Annotated in this window: 17 protein-coding genes and 1 tRNA gene; 7 read left to right on the top strand and 11 right to left on the bottom strand. The window is 72.6% G+C overall.

What is annotated here, in order from left to right:
- Window positions 1-20 precede the first annotated feature (20 nt).
- The 3 genes from Cs7R123_RS38805 (at window position 21) to Cs7R123_RS38815 (ending at window position 3,954) form a co-directional block, all read left to right on the top strand.
- Window positions 21-1,322 carry an MFS transporter gene (locus tag Cs7R123_RS38805; protein WP_244872417.1) on the top strand — a complete coding sequence of 434 codons (1,302 nt, stop codon included), beginning with the start codon at window positions 21-23 and terminating at the stop codon, window positions 1,320-1,322.
- Window positions 1,323-1,423: 101 nt separating this feature from the next.
- Window positions 1,424-2,398: a class I SAM-dependent methyltransferase gene (locus tag Cs7R123_RS38810; protein WP_212834094.1), complete on the top strand. Its 975-nt coding sequence runs from the start codon at window positions 1,424-1,426 to the stop codon at window positions 2,396-2,398.
- A gap of 218 nt (window positions 2,399-2,616) precedes the next feature.
- A complete protein-coding gene (locus tag Cs7R123_RS38815) occupies window positions 2,617-3,954 on the top strand; it encodes an MFS transporter (RefSeq protein ID WP_212834096.1) in 1,338 nt (445 codons plus the stop codon).
- A gap of 310 nt (window positions 3,955-4,264) precedes the next feature.
- Here Cs7R123_RS38815 and Cs7R123_RS38820 read toward each other — a convergent pair.
- Window positions 4,265-4,337, bottom strand: a tRNA-Thr gene (locus Cs7R123_RS38820).
- A gap of 63 nt (window positions 4,338-4,400) precedes the next feature.
- Complete coding sequence (locus Cs7R123_RS38825; protein WP_212834097.1) at window positions 4,401-4,694, bottom strand: DUF2218 domain-containing protein; 294 nt, start codon at window positions 4,692-4,694, stop codon at window positions 4,401-4,403.
- Window positions 4,695-4,967: 273 nt separating this feature from the next.
- Between Cs7R123_RS38825 and Cs7R123_RS38830 the strand changes: the two genes are divergently transcribed.
- Window positions 4,968-6,743 carry a metallophosphoesterase gene (locus Cs7R123_RS38830; RefSeq protein ID WP_244872418.1) on the top strand — a complete coding sequence of 592 codons (1,776 nt, stop codon included), beginning with the start codon at window positions 4,968-4,970 and terminating at the stop codon, window positions 6,741-6,743.
- 82 nt (window positions 6,744-6,825) lie between these two features.
- Here the strand turns inward: Cs7R123_RS38830 and Cs7R123_RS38835 are convergent, their stop codons facing one another.
- The gene (locus Cs7R123_RS38835; RefSeq protein WP_212834098.1) at window positions 6,826-7,677 is read right to left on the bottom strand and encodes a regulatory iron-sulfur-containing complex subunit RicT; all 852 of its coding nucleotides are present in this window, start codon (window positions 7,675-7,677) and stop codon (window positions 6,826-6,828) included.
- A gap of 259 nt (window positions 7,678-7,936) precedes the next feature.
- Here Cs7R123_RS38835 and Cs7R123_RS38840 point away from each other — a divergent pair, with 259 nt between their 5' ends.
- A complete protein-coding gene (locus Cs7R123_RS38840) occupies window positions 7,937-9,508 on the top strand; it encodes a hypothetical protein (protein ID WP_212834099.1) in 1,572 nt (523 codons plus the stop codon).
- 300 nt (window positions 9,509-9,808) lie between these two features.
- On the opposite strand, the gene Cs7R123_RS38845 is transcribed toward Cs7R123_RS38840, so the two are convergent.
- The 7 genes from Cs7R123_RS38845 to topA form a co-directional block, all read right to left on the bottom strand.
- Window positions 9,809-10,516, bottom strand: coding sequence for a hypothetical protein (locus tag Cs7R123_RS38845; RefSeq protein WP_212834100.1), 708 nt, complete (start codon window positions 10,514-10,516; stop codon window positions 9,809-9,811).
- The gene (locus Cs7R123_RS38850) at window positions 10,516-10,860 is read right to left on the bottom strand and encodes a hypothetical protein (RefSeq protein WP_212834101.1); all 345 of its coding nucleotides are present in this window, start codon (window positions 10,858-10,860) and stop codon (window positions 10,516-10,518) included. Before Cs7R123_RS38850 ends, Cs7R123_RS38845 begins: the two co-directional genes overlap by 1 nt.
- On the bottom strand, window positions 10,857-11,186 hold the full coding sequence (locus tag Cs7R123_RS38855) for a YbaB/EbfC family nucleoid-associated protein (protein WP_212834102.1): 330 nt from the start codon (window positions 11,184-11,186) through the stop codon (window positions 10,857-10,859). The genes Cs7R123_RS38850 and Cs7R123_RS38855 overlap by 4 nt, the downstream gene beginning before the upstream one ends.
- A gap of 135 nt (window positions 11,187-11,321) precedes the next feature.
- Complete coding sequence (locus Cs7R123_RS38860; protein ID WP_212834103.1) at window positions 11,322-12,521, bottom strand: DNA polymerase III subunit delta'; 1,200 nt, start codon at window positions 12,519-12,521, stop codon at window positions 11,322-11,324.
- Window positions 12,518-14,764 (bottom strand): dTMP kinase, encoded by a 2,247-nt coding sequence (tmk, locus tag Cs7R123_RS38865; protein ID WP_212834105.1) that lies wholly within the window; start codon window positions 14,762-14,764, stop codon window positions 12,518-12,520. Before tmk ends, Cs7R123_RS38860 begins: the two co-directional genes overlap by 4 nt.
- A gap of 197 nt (window positions 14,765-14,961) precedes the next feature.
- Window positions 14,962-15,591: a TetR family transcriptional regulator gene (locus tag Cs7R123_RS38870; protein WP_212834107.1), complete on the bottom strand. Its 630-nt coding sequence runs from the start codon at window positions 15,589-15,591 to the stop codon at window positions 14,962-14,964.
- A 101-nt stretch (window positions 15,592-15,692) separates the two neighbouring features.
- Window positions 15,693-18,548, bottom strand: coding sequence for a type I DNA topoisomerase (topA, locus tag Cs7R123_RS38875; RefSeq protein WP_212834109.1), 2,856 nt, complete (start codon window positions 18,546-18,548; stop codon window positions 15,693-15,695).
- 380 nt (window positions 18,549-18,928) lie between these two features.
- Between topA and Cs7R123_RS38880 the strand changes: the two genes are divergently transcribed.
- Together Cs7R123_RS38880 and Cs7R123_RS38885 are read left to right on the top strand one after the other, a co-directional pair.
- Window positions 18,929-19,186, top strand: a complete 258-nt coding sequence (locus Cs7R123_RS38880; protein WP_212834111.1) for a helix-turn-helix domain-containing protein — start codon at window positions 18,929-18,931, stop codon at window positions 19,184-19,186.
- Window positions 19,179-19,319, top strand: coding sequence for a hypothetical protein (locus Cs7R123_RS38885; RefSeq protein WP_212834112.1), 141 nt, complete (start codon window positions 19,179-19,181; stop codon window positions 19,317-19,319). The genes Cs7R123_RS38880 and Cs7R123_RS38885 overlap by 8 nt, the downstream gene beginning before the upstream one ends.
- Before the next feature lies 1 nt (window position 19,320).
- On the opposite strand, the gene Cs7R123_RS38890 is transcribed toward Cs7R123_RS38885, so the two are convergent.
- The gene (locus Cs7R123_RS38890) at window positions 19,321-20,310 is read right to left on the bottom strand and encodes a TrmB family transcriptional regulator (RefSeq protein WP_212834114.1); all 990 of its coding nucleotides are present in this window, start codon (window positions 20,308-20,310) and stop codon (window positions 19,321-19,323) included.
- Between the last annotated feature and the right edge of the window lie 92 nt (window positions 20,311-20,402).

Below are 20,402 nucleotides of genomic sequence, written 5' to 3' on the forward strand. Positions count from 1 at the left end.
ACGCGAGAACATCGGGCCTCGTGACGAAGAAACGCCTCGCCCTGGACCTGTCGCCGCTGCGCGGACGCGACTACCGGCTCGTGTACACGGCGGCCGGGGTGAGCAGCTTCGGTTCGATGATCACGTACGTCTCGGTGCCGATCCAGCTCAAGCAGATGACCGGCGACCCGCTGACCGTGGGCCTGCTGGGCGTGGTCGAGCTGGTCCCGCTGCTGTTCATGGCGTTCGTCGGCGGCGCGCTGGCCGACTACGTGGACCGGCGCAAGCTGGTGTTCTGGGCCGAGCTGGCGCTGGCCGTGCTCACCGGCGTGCTGCTGATCAACGCGCTGATCGGGCCCCGGGTCTGGGTGATGTTCCTCGTCGCGGGCCTGACCGCGGCCGTCGACGGCATCCACCGCCCGGCGATGGACTCGATGATGCCGCGGCTGGCGCCACCGGAGAAGATGTCCGCGGTGGCGGCGCTGAACTCGCTGCGATACCAGGTGGCCCAGATCGGCGCGCCCACCCTGGCGGGTGTGATGCTGGCCAACCTGAGCGTGGCGTGGGTGTTCGGGTTCGACCTGGCCACCTTCATCGTGTCGCTGATCTGCTTCTCGATGGTGCGCGCGGTGGCCCCGCCGGAGGCGGCCGACCGGCCGTCGCTGCGCACGGTCGTGGAGGGCGTCCGGTACGCCCGCAGCCGTCCCGAGCTGATCGGCACGTACCTGGTCGACATCAACGCGATGTTCTTCGCCTTCCCGGTGGCGCTCTACCCGTGGGTGGCCGACCGGTTCGGCGGCCCGTCGGTGCTCGGCTTCTTCTACGCCGCGCTGGCGATCGGCTCGATGCTGGTCACGCTGACCTCGTCGTGGACGTCGAAGGTGCACCGGCACGGCCGGGCGGTCCTGGTCGCGGCGGGCGCCTGGGGCCTGGGCATCGTGCTGTTCGGCGTCGCCGACCAGCTGTGGCTGGCCCTGATCGGCCTGGCCGTCGCGGGCGGCGCCGACATGATCTCCGGCCTGTTCCGGGCGACGATCTGGAACCAGACGATTCCGGACTTCCTGCGCGGACGGCTGGCCGGGATCGAGATGCTGTCCTACCTGACCGGGCCGATGCTGGGCCAGACCCGGGCCGGGCTCAGCGCCCGCTACTGGGGCTATGCCGGAGCGGTGACCTGGGGCGGCGTGCTCTGCGTGGCGGGCACGGGCGTGCTGGCCGGGCTGCTGCCGAGCTTCTGGCGCTACGACGGCCGCGACGGGCTGGCCCGCAAGCAGGCCGAGGAGCAGGCGCGGGCCGAGCTCATCCGATCAGGTGAATTCGAGCCCGCACCCGTCACCGCGTGACACCTTCCGGGCGGCTTCCGCGTTAATTCGGCCAAATCGTCTGCTTTCGGTCGCTTAGCCTGTTCACGGGTCACACCGTCGAAACGGAGCGGAGCGGTCGCATGCAGACGAAACAGGTCGAGGTCATCGACTACGACGCCCACGGCTACGACTACCGCAGCTACTGGGCCGGCCGCGACTACGAGTTCTGGGCCGAGGACCGCGTGCTGCGGCGCCTCGTGCCCAAGCTCGGCCGCCCCCACTGGTTCGCCGACTTCGGCGGCGCCTTCGGCCGCAACGCCGGGCACTACCTGCCCCACGCCGAGCACTCGGTCATCATGGACTACTCGGCCACCAACCTGCGCAACGCCGGCGAACGGTACGCCGCCGACCTCGCCGCCGGGCGGCTGCACCTGATCCGCTGCGACCTGTACCGCATCCCGTTCCGCGACTTCGCCTTCGACGCCGCGATGGTGGTCCGGGTCCTGCACCACCTGTCCGACCTCGACCGCGGCCTGACCGAGATGAGCCGCACCATCGGCGGCGGCTGGCTGGTCGACGTCCCGATCAAGCACCACGTGCTGGGGCTCGCCCGCGGCCTCAGGGGCGGCGACCTGCGCCGCGTACGCGGGCCGGAGCCGGTCGCGAAGGGCGTCGAGGAGCCGTACTGGAACTTCCAGCTGCGCGCCGTACGCGAGCGGCTCGGGCGGCTGGGCTGGCGCACCGCGCTCGGCGCCAGCGTCAACAACTTCCGCCAGTGGGAGAAGGTCGCCCCGGCCAGGGCCACCCGGCTGGCCCGGCCGCTCGTACACGGCATGGAGGTCGTGGCGCAGACCGCCGGGCGCGGCTGGTGGGGCCCCAGCCAGTTCGTCCTCGGCCGCCGCCACGACCCGGCCGCCCCGGCGTACGACAGGCTCCGCCAGCACGGCGCCGACCTGCCCCCGCACGTGGCCGACCTGGCCCGTCGGGTGGTCTGCCCGCAGTGCGTCAGCCGGCTCTCCTGGACCGCGGAGTCTGCGAGCTGCGACCGGTGCGCGTTGCGCTTTCGCCGCGAGGGCGCCTTCTGGGACTTCGTCCCGCCCGGCGCCCAGCGGTAGGGAAGACACGGTTTCCGTACCGGTATCGACGCCCTTTACCCGCTGCGCTCAGGTGGGTTAGCGTCGCGGGGTACGCCCACGAGAGGAGCTCCCGATGAGGTCAGCCCGCACCACCGCGTCCACCGGTGCCGTGGCGACCGCTCGGGTCTGCTGACCTTTCCGCCTGCTCGCCGTCTCCGGCACCGGGATCCCCCATCCCGACCCGTCTTCGGAGACGTATGTCCGCGTACCGCATCTTCCTGCTGCTCAGCGGCGTCGGCTCGTTCGCCGGCCACACCGCGTACGCCCTGAACCTGGTCTACCAGGTGCAGGTCATCGGGCTCGACCCGTTGCAGCTCATCCTCGTCGGCACCCTGATGGAGGCGGTCTGCTTCGCCGCCCAGGTGCCCACGGGCGTCATCGCCGACCTGTACAGCAGGCGGCTCTCAGTGATCATCGGATACCTGCTCATGGGGGCGGGGCTGCTGCTGTGGGGCCTCGTCCCCACGTACGCCGCCGTCCTGACCGCCAACGTCGTCTGGGCCGTCGGCGCCGTCTGCGTCGACGGGGCCCTGGAGGCCTGGGCGGCCGACGAGCTCGGCCCCGACCGCGCCGGGCCCGCCTTCGCCCGGGGCGGCCAGTTCGCCCAGCTCGGCGGCGTGCTCGGCATCGGGGCGGCTGTCGCGCTCGGCTCGCTCGACCTGGCCCTGCCGATCGTCGTCGGCGCCGCCGTCACCCTGGCCCTGGGCGTCCTGCTGGCCGTGGCCATGCCGGAGCACCACTTCACCCCGCACCGCCCGGCGGCCGCGGACGGAGCGGCGGTCAGGGACGGGGCGGCGGTCAGGGACGAGGCGGCCGACAGGGACGGAGCGGCGGGCAGGGACGGGGCGGCGCGGTCGGCGCTGGCAGCCGCGGTCGGGTCGATGGGCGGGCAGGTCAGAGCCGGGCTCTCGGTCATCCGGCGCAGCCCGGCCCTGCTGAGTCTGGTCACCGCGACCGTCTTCCTCGCCATGAGCAGCGAGGGCTTCGACCGCCTGTCCCAGCCGCACTTCCTGGCCGACGTGCCGCTGCCCGCGGCCCTGTCGCCACTGGCCTGGCTCGGCCTGTTCAGCGTCGCCGCGATGCTCGGCTCGGTCGCGGTGACCGAGGTGATCCGGCGCCGGGTGGACCTCACCCGCGCCCGGCCGATCGGGCGGCTGCTGGCCTGGCTGGAGGCCGGTGCCGCAGTGGCGGTGCTCGGGTTCGCGCTGGCCGGGAGCTTCTGGGCGGCGGCTGCGGCGTACCTGGTGGCGGGGTTGCTGCGTACGGCCGTGGGACCGCTGCTGACCGCCGTGCTCGTCGCGGAGACGGAGTCGGGCACCAGGGCCACGGTCATCTCAATGCAGGCCCAGGTGGACGCGCTGGGGCAGATCGCGGGCGGACCGCCCGTCGGGGCGCTCGGGCGCGGCTCGCTGCGCGCCGGGCTCTCGGCCAGCGGCCTGCTCCTGCTCCCCGCCGCCGCCGTCTTCGCCCTGCTCACAGCCCGCCGCCCCACCCCGACCCCAGCCCCACTCCCGACCCCCGACCCGGCCGCCTGACCCGCCGAGGCTCGGCCAGCGCTCGGCCAGCGCTCGGCCGGGGCTCGGCTGGGGCTCCGCCGGGTGATCGCCGTTTCGGGTCAGAAAGTAGAGCTCAGGCGCGCTTCCTGACCCGAAACGGCGATCTTGCCGAACCCTCGCTCCCGCGCCGCCCACTTAGCCTCACCTCGACGGGGCGGCGCGACCGGCGCGCGACCCCGGGGCGCGACCCCGGGACGGTGTCGCGGGACGGTGTCGCGGGCGGTGCAGGATGGTCACGTTAACGACGAAGCCCCAGGTCAGAGGTATCTGACCTGGGGCTTCGTCACCGAGCCGCCTGACGGAATCGAACCGTCGACCTTGTTATTACGAGTAACACGCTCTACCGACTGAGCTAAGGCGGCAACGTCGGATCACTATACGCGATCGCGGGCGGTTGCGCCCACCGGGTAGGCGGCGGGTCACACTCAAACCGCGACTGGCGCGAACTCCCCGAACTTGAGCTGGTCCTTCTCCCCGAACCGCTCGGCGTGGCTGACGATGACACGCTGCACCGTCGCGGCCTGCTCGGCGTCGGCAGCCTCGATCCGTACGACGAGCGCCTCGTCGGTGGCGGTCAGGTACGCCTTGCCCGCCCCGAACGCGGCACTGCCGTGGTCCTCGGCCTGCTCCACCTCGATCTTGTGGCTGAAGTGCGACAGCACCTGCTTCAGGTAGCGGGCGGCGCGGTCGGTCGGGGCCTTGCCCTCAGTGATCATCATGCCGCTTAGGTTACCCTTACCGCCGCTCGGCGGCCACTCCATAACCGTTCCACCGGTCCCCGACCGTTCCGCCGGTCCCCGCGAGGACGGACGGGGGCGGGGCGGGGGGATGGGGCGGGGCGGGGGGCGGACGGGGGCAAGGTGGCTGGGGTCGGCTGTTCCGGGGCAGGTCACGGGCTGCGCCGGGGTGGTTCTGTCCGAAAGCCGTAACTGCCTCGTATTGCCCGTTCGGGCCGCTGACTAGCGATCCACTGCGGACTAGGCTGCGCTGCTGTGACCGTCAACCCTCCGCGCAGCCCCTCTGATCCCACGCCGGTGGGCGTACCCAAACCCCGTCCGAGCAAGCTTGAGCCCGCGCAGCTCGGCTTCACCCCGCAGCGACCGGTCGCCTGGCTGAGCCCGGTGCAGCTGGCCGCGACGGGCGCGCGGGTGGCGTTCGCCGCGCAGTTCGGCGCCTATCTGGACAAGCGCGAGCTGCAGAACGCCTTCCCCACCAAGGTCCACGACGAGCACGCCGAGTGCGAGGACCTGTGGCTGGACTACGTCGCCGACCTCGGCGACGGTTTCAACGCCACGTACTCGATGGCCTATCTGGTGGCCCAGGACGAGCTGGACGTCAACGGGCACCAGCTGCCCCGCGCCGAGGTGCTGGTGCTCGGCGGCGACCAGGTGTACCCGACGGCCAGCGGCAAGGCGTACGAGGACCGCTTCGAGGGCCCGTACCGTGCCGCTCTGCCGCAGGCGCCCAGCACGCCGCCGCCGGCGGTCTACGCCCTGCCCGGCAACCACGACTGGTATGACGGCCTGACCGCCTTCCTGCGCCTGTTCGCCCGGCGCGAGGGCGCCCGCATCGGCGGCTGGCGCACCCGCCAGACCCGCAGCTACTTCGCGCTGAAGCTGCCGCACCGCTGGTGGCTGCTGGCGCTGGACGTGCAGGGTGCGGCGTACATGGACGACCCGCAGCTGGAGTACTTCCGCGGTGTCGCGGCGACGTTCGAGCCCGGCGACCGGATCATCCTGCTCACCCCGCAGCCGGCCTGGGTCCAGTCCGAGCAGCACCCGCTGTACTACGACACCATCGACTACTTCCTGCGCTCGGTCATCGACCCGAGCGGCGCGGACGTGGCGATGATGCTCAGCGGCGACCTGCACCACTACGCGCGCTACGCGCAGAGCGACGACGGCCGCCAGCTCATCACCTGCGGCGGCGGCGGCGCGTACATGGCGGCCACCGACAATCTGCCCGACCAGATCACGGTGCCGCCCAAGCACTCCCAGCTGCGCCGTCAGAGCACCCCGCTGCCGTACGAACTACAGGGGACGTACCCGACGAAGATGCGCTCGCGCTGGCTCGGCACCGGCGTCTTCGCGCGCCTGCCGTGGCGCAACCCGGGCTTCGCCACAATGCTCGGCATCCTGCACACGATGCTCATGCTCGCGCTGAACAACGCCAACGGCCGGATCATCACGGTGCCGATCTTCCTGATGACGGCCATCGTGATGGCGTCGACCGTGTTCTTCGCGGTGGGCCTCACGGAGGGGCAGACCCGAACATCGGCGGTGGTCCTCGGCGTCTTACACGGCGCCGCGCACATCGCCCTCGGTGTCGGCGGCATGGCCCTGTGGCGTCTGCTGCCGGACGAGGACTGGCGGCAGTGGCAGGTGACCTCGTTCGCGGTCGCCTTCTACCTGATCCCGGCCGGCATCGTGGCGGCGTTCCTGGTTTCGGCGTACCTGCTGGTCGCGGCCCGGTTCCGGGTGAACGTGAACGAGCTGTTCGCCGGGCAGGGCATCGAGGACTTCAAGTGCTTCCTGCGGATGCGGTTCACGGCGGACGGCGCGCTGACGATCTACCCGATCGGCATCGACCGGGTCGGGCGCAAGTGGATCGCCCAGCCGACCGGGTCGTGGTTCCGGCCGAGCAAGCCGCTGCGCCCGCGCCTGATCGACGACATCATCACGCTGGCACCGGCCGCCCGCCACGCGGCCCCGCCGGCCGAGATCCCGTCGGACACGATCGACGCGAGCACGATCGCCCAGACCGCCTAGCGGTCCTCGTACGACCTGCGGCTCCCGCACACCGGCGCCTTCGGGCAGCCGGGGTGCGGGAGCCGTCGTCGTTCAGGCGTAGTCAGACCGCGTACCGGTCCTCGTATGACTTGCGGCTCCCGCACACCGACGCCTTCGGGCACACATTGCGCGAGCCGTCGGCGTTCAGCCGGACCACCACCGCGTCCCGCGGCACCGAATGCCCCACCACGCGCCCGTCGCCGTCCGGCGTGGACACCTGCTCGCCAATCGCGGGTGCGGTGGCGTGGTATTCGGAGTAGAGCGGGTGCTCGTACTTGAGGCAGCACATCAGGCGGCCGCACGCCCCGGAGATGCGCATCGGGTTCAGCGGCAGGTCCTGCTCCTTGGCCATGCGGATGCTGACCGGCTCGAACTCGGTGAGGAACGTCGCGCAGCACAGGTCGCGCCCGCAGGAGCCGATGCCGCCCTGCACCTTGGCCGAGTCGCGGGCCGAGAGCTGGCGCAGCTCGACCCGGCAGCGCAGGGTCGCGCCCAGGTCGCGGACCAGGGCACGGAAGTCGACGCGGTGCGGCGCCGTGAAATACACGGTGGTACGCGGACCCGCCCCGACCTCGTCCCCCGGGCTCCCGCCCGGCACGTGGTCGACGGCGATGACCTTCATGGGCAGCTCGTGCTCGCGGATGAGCCGGTTCGCGGCGACCCGGGCCTCGGCCTTGCGCTGGCGGATCAGCTCGTCGCGGCGCGCGTCCTCGTCTCCGGCCATGCCGATGACCTTCGGGAAGCCGGAGGTGTCCTCGTCTACCCACTCGGTGGCCCAGACGCAGTCGGCGACCTCGGGGCCCTCGTCGGTCGCGACGAGCACCTTGTCACCGACCCGGGGGCGGAAGTCACCGGGATCGAGGTAGTAAAGACGCCCGTACCGGTTGAACGTGACCGCGCAGAGCATGCCCATCGCCACACCATACTTCGCGCATCGGCGGAATCGGTGAGCGCGGCTGGACGGAAGTCAGATGGTGCGCACCTTTTCGGTTGATTCGTCGTTAGCTCTTCCGGATACGTATACGCAGACCGCCGTAACCCGGCCGAGGACCCTTCGTTGGGCCACGGCGTAGGGTGCGCACCCCCGCGCACCCCCGCCAGGTACATGGCCCGTCCCGCCGGTGCTGCCAAACGGCCGTCCGGGAGGTGCCACGTCCGCCCCCGGAGGAAGCATGCGTCGCCAACTCGCGGCTGCCGGTACGGTCGCACTCGTCTCGCTCAGCGGGCTCGCGCTCGTGTCCACGCCGTCGCTCGCCACGACCGGCTGCGACCGCCCCGGCGGGTACGCCGCCGGCGCCGCCGCCGATCTGCTCAAGGTCAGCGCGCTCGACCTGCGCCCGCTGGGCCTGCCGCTGCCGGCCGTCGCCGACGTGACCGTCGGGTCCGCCAGCGCGAGCATGTCGGCCACCAACGCGATCCGCAGCACCGGCACCGCCCGGTACGCCGACGCCCGGCTGCTGGGCCTCAGGCTGCCCACCGGCCCACTGGACGGCCGCGTCTACCAGCAGGCGCCGCCCTCGCACCAGGACCCGGTGCGCAACAACGCGTCCTCCGTCGACTTCGGCGTGGTCAAGGCGGGCACGGGCGACCTGCTCGCCAGCGCCAAGTGGGACGACGGCCAGGCCTGCGGCACCGCCCACGGGCCCGCGGGCGACGCCTCGGCGGCCCTGGTCGACGCGTCCGTGCTGCCCGGCGGCCGGGGTGCGCTGGTCCGCGCCGCGCACAACGCCTCCAGCACCGCGATGACCGGCACCCTGATCCACCGGGGCCGGGCCGCCTCCGCCGCGGGCGCCGAGATCGGCCTGACCGACCTCGACCTCATCGGCGGCACGGTCAAGGTCGAGGTGCTCACCCCGCCGCGCCTGAAGGTGCTGGCCACCGGCGAGGCCGCCACCTCGGCGGTGGACTACCAGGCGCCCCTGCTGAAGATCACCGCCCCCGGGGTCGGCACCCGCACCCTGGACTCGGCGCACCGGTCGTTCGAGGTCGCCGTGCCGTTCCCGGCCACCGGCGGCCTGCTCGGCGTGCTGAACCTGCCCGCCCTGCGCCGCCGCGCCCAGCTCGAAGGCCTGCCGCTGCTGGACTCCGGCACGCTCGGCAGCCTGCTCAGCGGCCTGCCCGTCGGCAACCTCACCCCGATCGCCAACCGGCTCACCGGCTCGGCCGGCACCGACACGCTGCTGCCCCAGCTGCCCGAACTCGGCGGCCTGCCGCAGCTCGGGGACCTGCTCGGCGCCACCCGCCTCGGCGGCCTCGGCACGCCGTGCCAGCTGGCCGTCCTGAAGATCTCGATCGGCGAGCTGGAGCAGCGGACCACCGACCGGGGCGTCACCGCGCAGGCCGCCAGCCTGCGGATCCAGGTGCTGGCGCTCGGCGACGACCGCGGCGAGAGCGCCGCCGTGCTCGACCTCGGCGTCGGCATGCTGCGCGCCGCCGCGGCCGCCCCCCGGCGTACCGGCGGGGGCAGCCCGCAGCCCAGCGCCACGGCCGGCAACCCCGGCGGTGGCAGCAGCGGCTCGCCGTCCGCGCACCCGAGCGGCGGCAACGGCGGCGGCAGCGGTCCGGGGCAGTCCCCGGCCGCGGACAGCAGCGACTGCGACACGCCCGGCTGCAACCTGCCGCGTACGGGTACCAACATCGCCCTGATCGCGGGCGCCGGCGTGGTGCTCTTCATCGCGGGCCGCTTCCTGCTCCTGCTCGCCCGCCGCCGCGCCACCGAAGGCCCCACCGACCTCCTCAGCTAACCCGCCCCTCGGCCCGTCGGCCCGTCGGCCCGTCGGCCCAGCGGCCCAGCGGCCCAGCGGCCATGATCGCTGTTTCAGGTCAGGAACCGCGCTCCACGCACAGGTTCCGACCCGAAACAGCGATCACCACTGCCCCGCCGACCCCGAGCCCCGCCTCGTCATAGACGTTGGCCTATCACATCGACTCCGGCAAGATCGAAGTCGACGTGATAGGCCAACGTCTATGGAAAACCAGAGGCTGCGGCAGCAGCCGAACAGCAGCGAGGGTCAGCCGCAGGGGTGGGTGGGTGGGTCGGGCGGTCAGAGGTCGACGTGTAGGGCCGCTGCTGCGGGGCCGAGGTCGAATGTCGCCTCGGTGGTCGCCCGGACCGCCGGCACCCGCGCGACCAGTTCCTCGCCCTCGGCGAGCAGCCGGTCGAACTCCGCCAGCAGCGTCGCGCCGATCTCCGCCGCCGCGGCCGCGCGCACCCGCAGCGACCTGTCCGCACCCCCGGCGTCACCCCCGGCCATGATCCGCAGCGTCGCCGCGCCGGGCGCGATCCCGGTGACCAGGGTGACCGCCTGGGCGCTGCCCGCGACCCGGCCCAGCACCCGCGCGGCCCGCAGCCGGGCGTCCAGCAGCCAGTGGGCAAGCTCGGTGAGCCGGTCGGCGTCGGCGAGCGCCTGCTCGCTCCAGCCCCGCATGCGCGCCCGCGCCGCCCCGGCCCGTACGGCGAAAGCCTCCGCCGCCGGGCCGCGCCAGCCGTAGTCGGCCGGCTGGGCCACCGGCAGGGCGGCGGCCACCTCGTCGGTGTGGCGGGCGGCCCGGCGCAGCACTTCTGCCTGTTCCAGCCAGGGGCCGGGGCTCCACGCCGCCAGGCCGCCGACGAGGTCGCCGGGCAGGGCGCCGGTGCGGCGCAGCAGCGGCCAGATGTCGTGGTCGGCCGGTGCGCCGCAGCGGGCGAGCAGGTCGTCGACCTGGCCGAGCAGACCGGCGGTGTGCGTGTGCAGGCGGGTGAGGGCGTCCATCACGCCACCGGCCCGGCGGGTTCTTCGGCGGCGCGGTATCCCGCGGCGGCGGCGCGGACCGCGGCGGCGAGTTCGACGAGATCGCGTTCGCTGTGGTGGGCCGCGTCCCGCCGGGTGTTCCAGGCGGTGTCGAGCTGGGACTGGGCCGTGTTCGCGAGCCGTCCGAGCCGTCCGGGCAGGTCGGCGGGGTTGGGCGACGGCACCGCGCGGTCGGCGTCGGGTGCGGCCTGCGGCCACATCGCGTCGAGCCAGGCCGTGCCGGGGCGGGCCCGGTTCAGTTCGGCGCGCACCTGTGCCAGCTCCTGCGCGGCGGAGTCCAGCCGCGCGGCGAGGCGGTCGATCACCGGGCACCTCCCAGGTCGGCGTAGCCGCCGAACGTCTCGTCGTACACCTTGCGCCTGGCCCAGCCCGCGGCCTCCGTGGCGGCCGTGATCGCCTGCTGGATGGCGCGGGACAGCTCGATGCTGGTGCGGCCCTCGATCGACCCGGTCACGACCACGCGGCGGACCGCGCCGTCGGCGTCGGCGACGACCTCGACCAGGTCGTCCGGCGAGCGTACGGTCACCTCGACCCGGGCCAGGGCCCGGGTCAGCGCCTCCTGCCGCTCCTCGATCCGCCGGTATGACGCGATCGCCTCCTCGATCCAGGCGTCGTCGATCTCCCGGGGCATGGGTCGCTCCTCAGTGGACTGCGCGGTGCGCGCCAGCGGCCACGGCAGTGCCCGTCGACGCGGCGACAATGCGCTCACCGTACCGGCTCCACGATCGGCACGGCAGCCCCTGTGGACAATCCACTGTGGACTGAGTCAGCCCTGCCACAGCTGGAGCATCATCGCCTCGACCGCGATGCGCGGCTTGACGTTGGCGTCGATCGCCGTACGGCAGGAGAGCACCGCCTCCAGGCGGCGCAGCGTGCTCTCGGCCGTCCAGCGCTGCGCGGCCGCCTCGGCCAGCGGCGCGGTGTCGGCGTGCACCGGGGTCACCGGGCCGCCCCAGCGGGCGTTGAGCACGTCGCGGTAGAACCCGGCGAGGTCGAGCAGCGCCCGGTCGAGGGCGTCGCGCTGCGCCCGGGTGGCTCGCGACTTCTGCCGCTTCTCCAGGTCTTTGAGCTGTCCGGCGATGCCGCGCGCGGCTCCGGCCGCGCCCTTGCCGGTGCCGCCGGCGCCCAGCGCGGTCTCCAGCGCGGCCCGTTCGGCCGCGTCGGCCTCGGCGACCGCCGCCGCTGCCTCCGCCTCGGCGGCCGCGATCAGCCCACCGGCCGCGTCGAAACAGGCGCCGATGCCGGTGAGCTGGCGCGGCACGGCGAGCACCGCCGCGCGCCGGTCGCGCGCCTGCGCGTCACCGGCCAGGCGCCGGGCCCGGCCCACGTGCCCCTGGGCGGCGGCCGCGACCCAGGCCGCGGTGGCCGGGTCGACGCCGTCGCGCTCGACCAGCAGCGTGCTGACCGCCTCGGCGGCGGGCTGGCGCAGTGGCACCACCCGGCAGCGCGAGCGGATGGTCACCGAGATGTCGTCCGGGTGGTCCGACGGGGCGCAGAGCAGGAAGATCGTCCGCTCCGGCGGCTCCTCGACCGCCTTGAGCAGCGCGTTGCCGGCCGCCTCGGTGAGCCGGTCGGCGTCCTCGATCAGCAGCACCTGCCAGCGGCCGTTGGCCGGGGTGGTGGCCGAGCGCAGCACCAGGTCGCGCATCTGCGCCACCGGGATGCTCAGCCCGTCCGGAACGACGAGCCGCACGTCCGGATGCGTCCCCGCCAGGGCGGTGTGGCAACCGCTGCACACGCCGCAGCCCGGCCCCCGGTCGGGGTCGGTGCACTGGAGGGCGGCGGCGAAGGCGCGGGCGGCCACCGAGCGGCCGGAGCCGGGTGGGCCGGTGAACAGCCAGGCGTGGGTCATCGCCCCGGCTCCGACGGCCTCGCCGCGCAGGACGGCGGCCGCGGCCCGGGCCGCGGCGCGCAGGGTGCCCACGGCGTCGGGCTGGCCGACGAGCTGGGCGAAGACGTCGTTCATGCCCGGCTGGTCCGTAACTCGGCCGAGGACTCACCCGGCGTACGGGGTTCGGCCAGGCCCGGGTGGCGGTCCGCCCTGGCGGGTCCGGCGGGGCCGGTGTCGCGCGGGGCCGCGGGCAGCAGCGCCGCCAGCCGTGCGGCGATCGCCTCGGCGAGGTCGTCCTCGGCGCGGGTGGCGTCGAGCACCAGGTAGCGCTCGGGGTCCTTGGCGGCCAGGTCGAGGAAGCCGTACCGGACGCGTTCGTGGAAGGCGAGTGACTCGCTCTCCAGCCGGTCGGCGGTGCCGCGGCGGTCGACCCGGGCCAGGCCGACCCGGGGGTCGACGTCGAGCAGCACCACCAGGTCGGGCTTGAGCCCGCCGGTGGCCCACGCCGACAGCCAGGAGATCTCGTCGACCGGCAGGGTCCGGCCCGCGCCCTGGTATGCCAGCGAGCTGTCGACGTACCGGTCGGAGACGACGACCGCGCCCCGGGCCAGCGCCGGGCGGACCACCGTGGTGACGTGGTGGGCCCGGTCGGCGGCGTACAGCAGCGCCTCGGCGCGCGGGGCCAGCGCGGCGGCGTCGCCGGGCGCGGACGGGGCGGTGTGGGTCTCCAGCACCATCTTGCGGATGCGGGCGCCGATCTCGGTGGCGCCCGGCTCGCGGGTGACCACCACGTCGCGGCCGTCGCTCTCCAGCCGCTGCGCGAGCAGCGCGATCTGGGTGGACTTGCCAGCGCCCTCGCCGCCCTCGAACACCACGAAGACGCCCTGGCGGGGGGTGGCCTCGGCGGGGCTGAGCGGGCGGCCGCGCACGGAGCTGATCAGGTCGGCGAAGAGCGGGACGCCGGGCTTGTCGTCCATCTGACGCAGGGCCCAGAAGCCGGCCAGCACGCCGAGCACGCCCGCCACGCCCAGCAGGACGCGGGTGGAGGAGATCGGGACGCCGGTGCCGCCGACGTCGTGCGAGCCGCCGACGCCGACGAGCACGCCCGACAGCGCGATCGCGAGCATCAGCACCACCCGGGTGCCGATCTGCACGGTCGCGAAGACCCGGCCGCGCACCTCGTCGCCGACCTCGCCGCCCAGCAGCGTGGTCCCGGACAGGAACGCCATGCCCGCGCCCGAGCCGACCAGCAGCGCGAAGACGACCGCCAGCGACAGGTGCGGGGCCAGCGACAGCAGCGCCACGGACGCGCCCGCGAGCATGATGCTCAGGCAGAACCAGCGCTTGCGCGACAGCGCGCCGATCAGGCGGGGGCCCAGGGCGATGCCGAGCCCGAGCCCGATGAAGATCACCGCGAACAGGATGGCGAAGGTGGAGTCGCCGCCGCCCAGCGACTTGGCGAAGAACTGCGCCGTGCCGATGACCACACCGCCGGCGGAGAACGCGCCCAGGATGCCGAAGACCAGGCCGCGCACCATCGGCGTCTTGCCGATGAAGCGCCAGCCGTCCACGAACTGGCGCAACATGCTCTCGCTGCGCTGCCGCTGGCCGTTGTGGCCGGAGATCTCGCGGATGCCGAACAGCACGACCAGGGCCGTGGCCAGGCGCGACAGCGAGTTGAAGTACAGCGCGAGGCTGGACGGGTCGGCCCAGCCGGGCACGTGGGTGCCGGTCTTCTCCAGCCACGCGTAGAACTGGTTCAGCACGGCGAGCACGGCGGCGGCGAGCACGGGCGTGATGCCGTACGTCGAGATCAGCGTGAGCTGGTTGGCCGCCTCCAGCCGGGCGCGCGGGATCAGGTTGGGGACCGCGGCCTCCTTGGCCGGGATCCAGATCAGCGTGATCGCCTCGATGATGAACGTGGCGACCGCCGCCCAGCCGACCGTGATCTTCGCGTCGCTGGAGTACAGCGCGACCGTCGGGATCGTGGCGAACAGCACGAACCGCAGCAGGTCGCAGATGACCATGGTGTAGCGCCGGTCGAACCGGTCCGCCATCACCCCGGCCAGCGGACCGAGCAGCAGCGCGGGCAGCAGCCGGATCGCGATCACGCCGCCGAACGCGAAGCCCTTGGCCGCGTCGCCGCTGACCTGGGCCGAGGCGAACGTCGCGGTGGCCAGCAGACCCAGCCAGTCGCCGAGCGAGGCGGCGCTGAGCACCAGCCACAGCCGCCGGAACGGTCGGATCCGCAGGATGGCGCGCAGTTCTGCGCCGCCGGTGAGATCGGCCTGGGCGACGGGGGCCGGGATCGGCTCACCGTCGGGTGCCTGCGCTGGCGTGCTGATGGCCGTACCCTCCCGCGTCGCTGCCCAGATCATGATCATCATCCGGGCTTTCCTGCGGCTTCACTCTAGCCCTGCCCCGGCGGAGCCCGACCCGGATCCAACCCTGAAGACTTGCCACAAAAACGCGGGAGTGGTACGCGGCGTCGGCGGCTTCCGGCCGCTCGGTGTCATCCGGAGCGCAGCCGGAGGATGACGCCGATGAAGGCCGCAGAGCCGACGCCGCGGACGGGTCAGGCGAGGGCGAACGTCTGGAGGTAGCCGCGAACCAGGCGCTTGGACTCGGCCAGCACGGCGGCGTCCCCGTCCGGGTGGCGGCGGAACGCCAGCTTGATCAGCGCGTCGGCGGCTTCGACCGAGATGGTCAGCGCGAACCGCAGCTCCGGGCCGTCCGGCGCGTTGTGGAAACGGATCAGCAGGTCGGCGAGGTGATCGGCGATGACCGCGTTGTTGTCGCGCTCCGGGTCGATCAGGTGCACGTCGACGACGTCGCCGAAGTGCAGCGTACGGAAGCCGGGCACGCTGCGGTGCAGCTCGATGTACTCCTCGATCGCCCCGTCGACGCCGTCCCACCAGTGGGCGAGCTCACCGGCGGGGATCCGCTCGGCCAGCCGCTCCATGTACGCCTCGACGTTGCGCAGCGTCAGCGCCTGCACGATGGCCCGCTTGTCCGGGAAGAACTGGTAGACAGAGCCGATCGCGACGCCGGCCCGCTCGGCGAGCAGCGTCGTGCTGAGGCCGTCGTAGCCGACCTCGTCGATCAACTCAGCGCACGCGTCGAGCATGCGCTGTACCCGCGCGACACTGCGGCCCTGCACCGGCACCCGCCGCAGCGGGCCGGTACTGACTGCTGGTGTGGACACTTATCCGCTCCTCACCGCGGCGTGCGATCCGGGACCCGGACGCGACGCTCGCATCGACACCCTACCCAGGGTCAACGACCCTGGGCAGGGTCGGTAAGCGGTCAGCTTGCTGTCTTCTTCGCGGCAGCCTTCTTCGGCACACTCTTGGCGGGCTCAGCGGCCTTCTCGACCGCCTTCGCGGCGGTCGCCTTCTTGGCCGTCGTCTTCTTCGCCGCCGCCTTGGTCGCCGTGGCCTTCGTCGCCGCGGCGGCCTTCTTGGCCGGTGCCTTCTTGACCGCCTTCTTCGGGGCGGGCCCCTTCGCCCGCTTCTCCGACAGCATCTCGCTGGCCTGCTCGATGGTCAGACTCTCCGGGGACTGCCCGCGCCGCAGCGAGGCGTTGCTCTCGCCGTCGGTGACGTACGGGCCGAACCGGCCGTCCTTGATGACGAGCTGCTTCTCCGTCAGCGGGTCGACGCCCATCTCCCGCAGCGGCGGCTGCGCCGTGCGGCGGCCCCGCTGCTTCGGGGCGGCCAGCAGCGTCAGCGCCTCGGCCAGGGTGACCGTGAACAGCTGCTCCTCGTTCTCCAGCGAGCGCGAGTCGCCGGCCCGCTCGATGTACGGGCCGTACCGGCCGTTCTTGGCGAAGATCTCGGTGCCGTCGGCGTCCTTGCCGACCAGGCGCGGCAGCGACAGCAGCCGCAGCGCGTCGGCCAGGGTCAGCGTGTCCGGGGTGTGCGTCTTGAGCAGCGAGGAGTTGATCTCGCCACTGGAGACGTACGGCCCGTACCGGCCGGACTTGAGCACCACCGGCTCGCCCGTCTCCGGGTGGTCGCCGAGGCTGCGCTCGCCGCCGCCGCCGAGGAACAGCTCCTCGATCTTCTCCGGGGTCAGCTCGTCGGGGGCCAGCCCGTCCGGGACGGAGACGCGGTCGCCCTCGCTCGCGGTCTCGGCGTCGGGGTCGATGTCGCTGCCGGTGCCGGTGCCGGTGCCGGTGCCGTGCCCGTTGACGTTCGCGCCGCGCTGGAGGTACGGCCCGTACTTGCCGACGCGGACGACCACGTCGCGGCCCTGCTCGTCGGTGAACAGCTTGATCGAGTTGATGCTGCGCGCGTCGATCTCGCCCAGGTGCTCGGTGACCAGCTTCTTCAGGCCGCCGGCCTGCGCGACCGAGCCCTCCTCCGCCGTCGGCGAGCCGAAGTAGAAGGAGGTCAGGAACTCCAGCGCGGTGGCGTCGCCGCCCGCGATCTGGTCGAGCTGGTCCTCCATCGCGGCGGTGAAGCCGTAGTCGACCAGGCGCGGGTAGTGCTGCTCCAGCAGCCCGATCACCGCGAACGCGACGAAGGTCGGGATCAGCGCCTGGCCGCGCTTGGTGACGTAGCCGCGGTCCTGGATCGTCTGCATGATCGACGCGTACGTCGACGGGCGCCCGATGCCCAGCTCCTCCAGCGCCTTGACCAGCGACGCCTCGGTGTAGCGGGATGGCGGCTGGGTCGTGTGCCCGACCGCCTCCAGCCCCTCCTCCGTCAGCGGCTGGTCCTTGACCAGCACCGGCAGCTTGCGCTCGGCGTCGTCGGCCTCGGCCGACTCGTCGTCGGACGACTCGACGTACGCCCGCAGGAAGCCGGGGTCGGTGATGGTGCGGCCGCTGGAGCCGAAGTCGGCGTCCTCACCGGCCGCCGTGGTCGCCCGGATGCGCACGCTGACGCTCATGCCGACCGCGTCGGTCATCTGCGAGGCGACGGTGCGCTGCCAGATCAGCTCGTAGAGCTTGTACTCCTCGGTCGACAGCTCGTTGCGGACCGCGCCCGGGGTGCGGAAGTTCTCGCCCGCGGGGCGGATCGCCTCGTGCGCCTCCTGCGCGTTCTTGACCTTGCCGGTGTAGCGGCGCGGCTGCGGCGGGACCGCGCCGGAGCCGTAGAGCTCGGCGATCTGGGTCCGCGCGGCGGCCAGGGCCGACTCGGAGAGGTTCACCGAGTCGGTACGCATATAGGTGATGTAGCCGTTCTCGTACAGCCGCTGGGCGGTGCGCATCGTCGCCGCCGAGGAGAAGCGCAGCTTGCGCGCCGCCTCCTGCTGGAGCGTCGAGGTGATGAACGGGGGGTACGGCTTGCGCCGGTACGGCTTCTCCTCGACCCGGGTGACCGTGAACGGCCGGTCGTCCAGCCGCGCGGCCAGCCCCCGGGCGCCGTCGCCGTCGAGCTGCACCACGCCGGAGCCGGGCTTGAGCCGGCCGGTGGTGGGCTCGAAGTCCTTGCCGGAGGCGATGCGGTCGCCGTCCAGCGCGATCAGGGTCGCGGTGAAGGTGCGAGGCCCGTCACCGGGCTTCTGGACGGCGAGCGTCGCGGTGATGTCCCAGTAGTCGGCGGCACGGAACGCCATCCGCTGCTTCTCGCGCTCGACCACGATGCGGGTCGCCACCGACTGCACCCGGCCCGCGGACAGGCCGCGCTGCACCTTCTTCCACAGCACCGCCGACACGTCGTAGCCGTAGAGGCGGTCCAGGATGCGGCGGGTCTCCTGCGCGTCGACCAGGTCGCGGTCGATCTCGCGCGGGTTGGCCACGGCCGCCTGGATGGCCGGCTTGGTGATCTCGTGGAAGACCATCCGCTTGACCGGGACGCGCGGCTTCAGCGTCTCGACCAGGTGCCAGGCGATCGCCTCGCCCTCGCGGTCCTCATCTGTCGCCAGCAGGACCTCGTCGGCGTCCTTGAGCAGCGCCTTCAGCTTGCTGACGTGCTTGGCCCGGTCCGGGTTGACGATATATACGGGAGCGAAGCCGTTGTCGACGTCGACGCCGAGGTAGGCCCACGGCTCCTTCTTGTACTTCTCCGGCATCTGCTTGGACCCCGCAGGGAGGTCGCGGATGTGCCCGAGGCTCGCCTCGACGACGTATCCCGGGCCGAGGTAGCCCGAGATGGTCTTCGCCTTCGCCGGGGACTCGACGATCACCAGCCGGTTCCTGGAAGCAGTCGGCACGTTTTTCTCTCCGCGGTGGTCCGGGTGGCTTCAGCCGCCCACCGGGCGGCTCGGTCTGAGGTTACGCAGCAGGCGAGCGGCGGCTGATGCCCCGAGGAGGTGACACCGGCCGCGGATGTCCAAGGTAACGCTCAGTGTGCGTCAGGGGTTACACACCCCATTGACGTACGGGCACATTCTTGTGACCGGAGACACGATACTCCGCGCCATAAACCGGACAAGAGGGATTCCATACTGCGCGCCAACCGGCGATCTTGCAAAATGTTGCCCACAGCCAACATCGCCTCGCTTCTCCCCGAATGTTGGCTACAGCCAACATTCGACCTGTAGCGTGCTAATGTTGGCTTCGCCCAACATCACAAACTTGGGGCGGAGTCTTCATGTGGTACCGCATTCGGGGTAGCCGGGGCGTCAAACAGGCGCTCCAGGGCGCTCGACGCGAGCGCGGCCTGACCCAGGCACAGCTCGCCGGCCTCGTCGGAACCGACCGCACCACCATCCTGAACATGGAAGCCGGGCGCAATCCGGCCGTCAATCGCCTCGTCGAGGCATTCGCCACCATGGGGTTCGACCTCATCGCGGTGCCACGTACCGCTCATGTCAGCGTCGCCGAGGGGGCACCCGACAGTCATGAGTGAATCGCAGATCTGGCTCTCCGACGAGCACGTCGCTGTCCAGCGCGGACGGCTCAAGCTCGCCCATCTGCCCGACGCGATTGATCGACGCCAGGTGACCGACCGGACGGCGGCTGCGCCGCGCCCGGGTTCGTGAATCAGGCCCAGCCGTGGCGGGCGGCGTGCCAGCCGAGCTGCATGCGGGTGTCGACCCCGGCCAGGTCCATCAGGTGGCGCAGCCGGCGCTGGAGCGTACGCAGGGACAGGTCGAGCTGCGTGGCCACGGCCTGGTCGGTCAGGCCGGACAGCAGCAACGCCATGATCCGCCGGTCCAGCGGGGTGGGCCCGTCCGACTCCACCTCCGCGTACGGCAGCTCGCCGCCCGTGAACGCGGCCAGCTCCAGCGGGTACGCCCGCTGCCACACGATCTCGAACAGCGCCTCCAGCGCGGCCAGCAGCGCGCTGCGGTGCAGCAGGACGGCGCCGGGCTCGCTGCCGGGCAGGAACGACACCGCGATCGGCACCAGCGCCAGGTCCTCGTCGGCCAGGATGAGCTTCATCGGCAGCGAGTCCGCGACGCGCAGCTCCAGGCCTCGCTGGAGTGAGTCCATGATCTCCGGCACGATGCCGGGCTCGGCCAGCACCGGCCGCTCCAGCACCACCCGGAAGCGCACGCCCCGTTCGGCCGCGGCGTCCTCCTGGGCGTTCGAGCCCGGCGGCACCGCGATGTACGGCGCCGTGACGAAGTGCCGGATCTCCTTGCGGGCCGCCTGCTGCACCTGCTGGAACCGGTGGCGGATCGCGTCGACGCCGGACAGCACCTCGATCAGCTCGCCGATGCTGCGCCCGGCCACCGCCGCGCGGTGCTCCTCGGCGAGGGTGACCAGCGCCTGCTCGGCCATGCGCAGGCCGTCGCGCCGTTCGGTGATCATGGCGCCGAGCGCCATCGCGGGCGGCGCTGCGACGTACGCCTCCCCGCCGGAGCGCTGGGCCAGGCCGGACCCGACCAATCGGGACAGTGCCCGGTCCACGTCCGGTTCGGGCAGCTCAAGCACGTCGGCCAGCAGCATCGCGGTGGTGCTGGGCCGGCCGAGCAGGGCGCGGTAGACCCGCTCCTCGGTGGGGTCGAGCCCCAGCGCGCCCAGCATCGGCACCCTCCCCGGTGGTGATGACTGCGGGGAGAGTATGCGCCATGGTGCGGAAACTTGAATAGTCCCTGCTGACGAGCTGTCAGACGGGA

This window comes from Catellatospora sp. TT07R-123, from assembly GCF_018327705.1.
GTDB lineage: Bacteria > Actinomycetota > Actinomycetes > Mycobacteriales > Micromonosporaceae > Catellatospora.

Excerpts from the sequence above, each read along its gene's own strand:
- Cs7R123_RS38815 (WP_212834096.1), top strand. The coding sequence starts at position 2,617 with ATGTCCGCGTACCGCATCTTCCTGCTGCTCAGCGGCGTCGGCTCGTTC.
- tmk (WP_212834105.1), bottom strand. The coding sequence starts at position 14,764 with ATGATCTGGGCAGCGACGCGGGAGGGTACGGCCATCAGCACGCCAGCG.
- Cs7R123_RS38860 (WP_212834103.1), bottom strand. The coding sequence starts at position 12,521 with ATGAACGACGTCTTCGCCCAGCTCGTCGGCCAGCCCGACGCCGTGGGC.
- Cs7R123_RS38810 (WP_212834094.1), top strand. The coding sequence starts at position 1,424 with ATGCAGACGAAACAGGTCGAGGTCATCGACTACGACGCCCACGGCTAC.
- Cs7R123_RS38890 (WP_212834114.1), bottom strand. The coding sequence starts at position 20,310 with ATGCTGGGCGCGCTGGGGCTCGACCCCACCGAGGAGCGGGTCTACCGC.
- Cs7R123_RS38885 (WP_212834112.1), top strand. The coding sequence starts at position 19,179 with ATGAGTGAATCGCAGATCTGGCTCTCCGACGAGCACGTCGCTGTCCAG.
- Cs7R123_RS38840 (WP_212834099.1), top strand. The coding sequence starts at position 7,937 with ATGCGTCGCCAACTCGCGGCTGCCGGTACGGTCGCACTCGTCTCGCTC.
- Cs7R123_RS38880 (WP_212834111.1), top strand. The coding sequence starts at position 18,929 with ATGTGGTACCGCATTCGGGGTAGCCGGGGCGTCAAACAGGCGCTCCAG.
- Cs7R123_RS38825 (WP_212834097.1), bottom strand. The coding sequence starts at position 4,694 with ATGATGATCACTGAGGGCAAGGCCCCGACCGACCGCGCCGCCCGCTAC.
- Cs7R123_RS38845 (WP_212834100.1), bottom strand. The coding sequence starts at position 10,516 with ATGGACGCCCTCACCCGCCTGCACACGCACACCGCCGGTCTGCTCGGC.
- Cs7R123_RS38835 (WP_212834098.1), bottom strand. The coding sequence starts at position 7,677 with ATGGGCATGCTCTGCGCGGTCACGTTCAACCGGTACGGGCGTCTTTAC.
- Cs7R123_RS38855 (WP_212834102.1), bottom strand. The coding sequence starts at position 11,186 with ATGCCCCGGGAGATCGACGACGCCTGGATCGAGGAGGCGATCGCGTCA.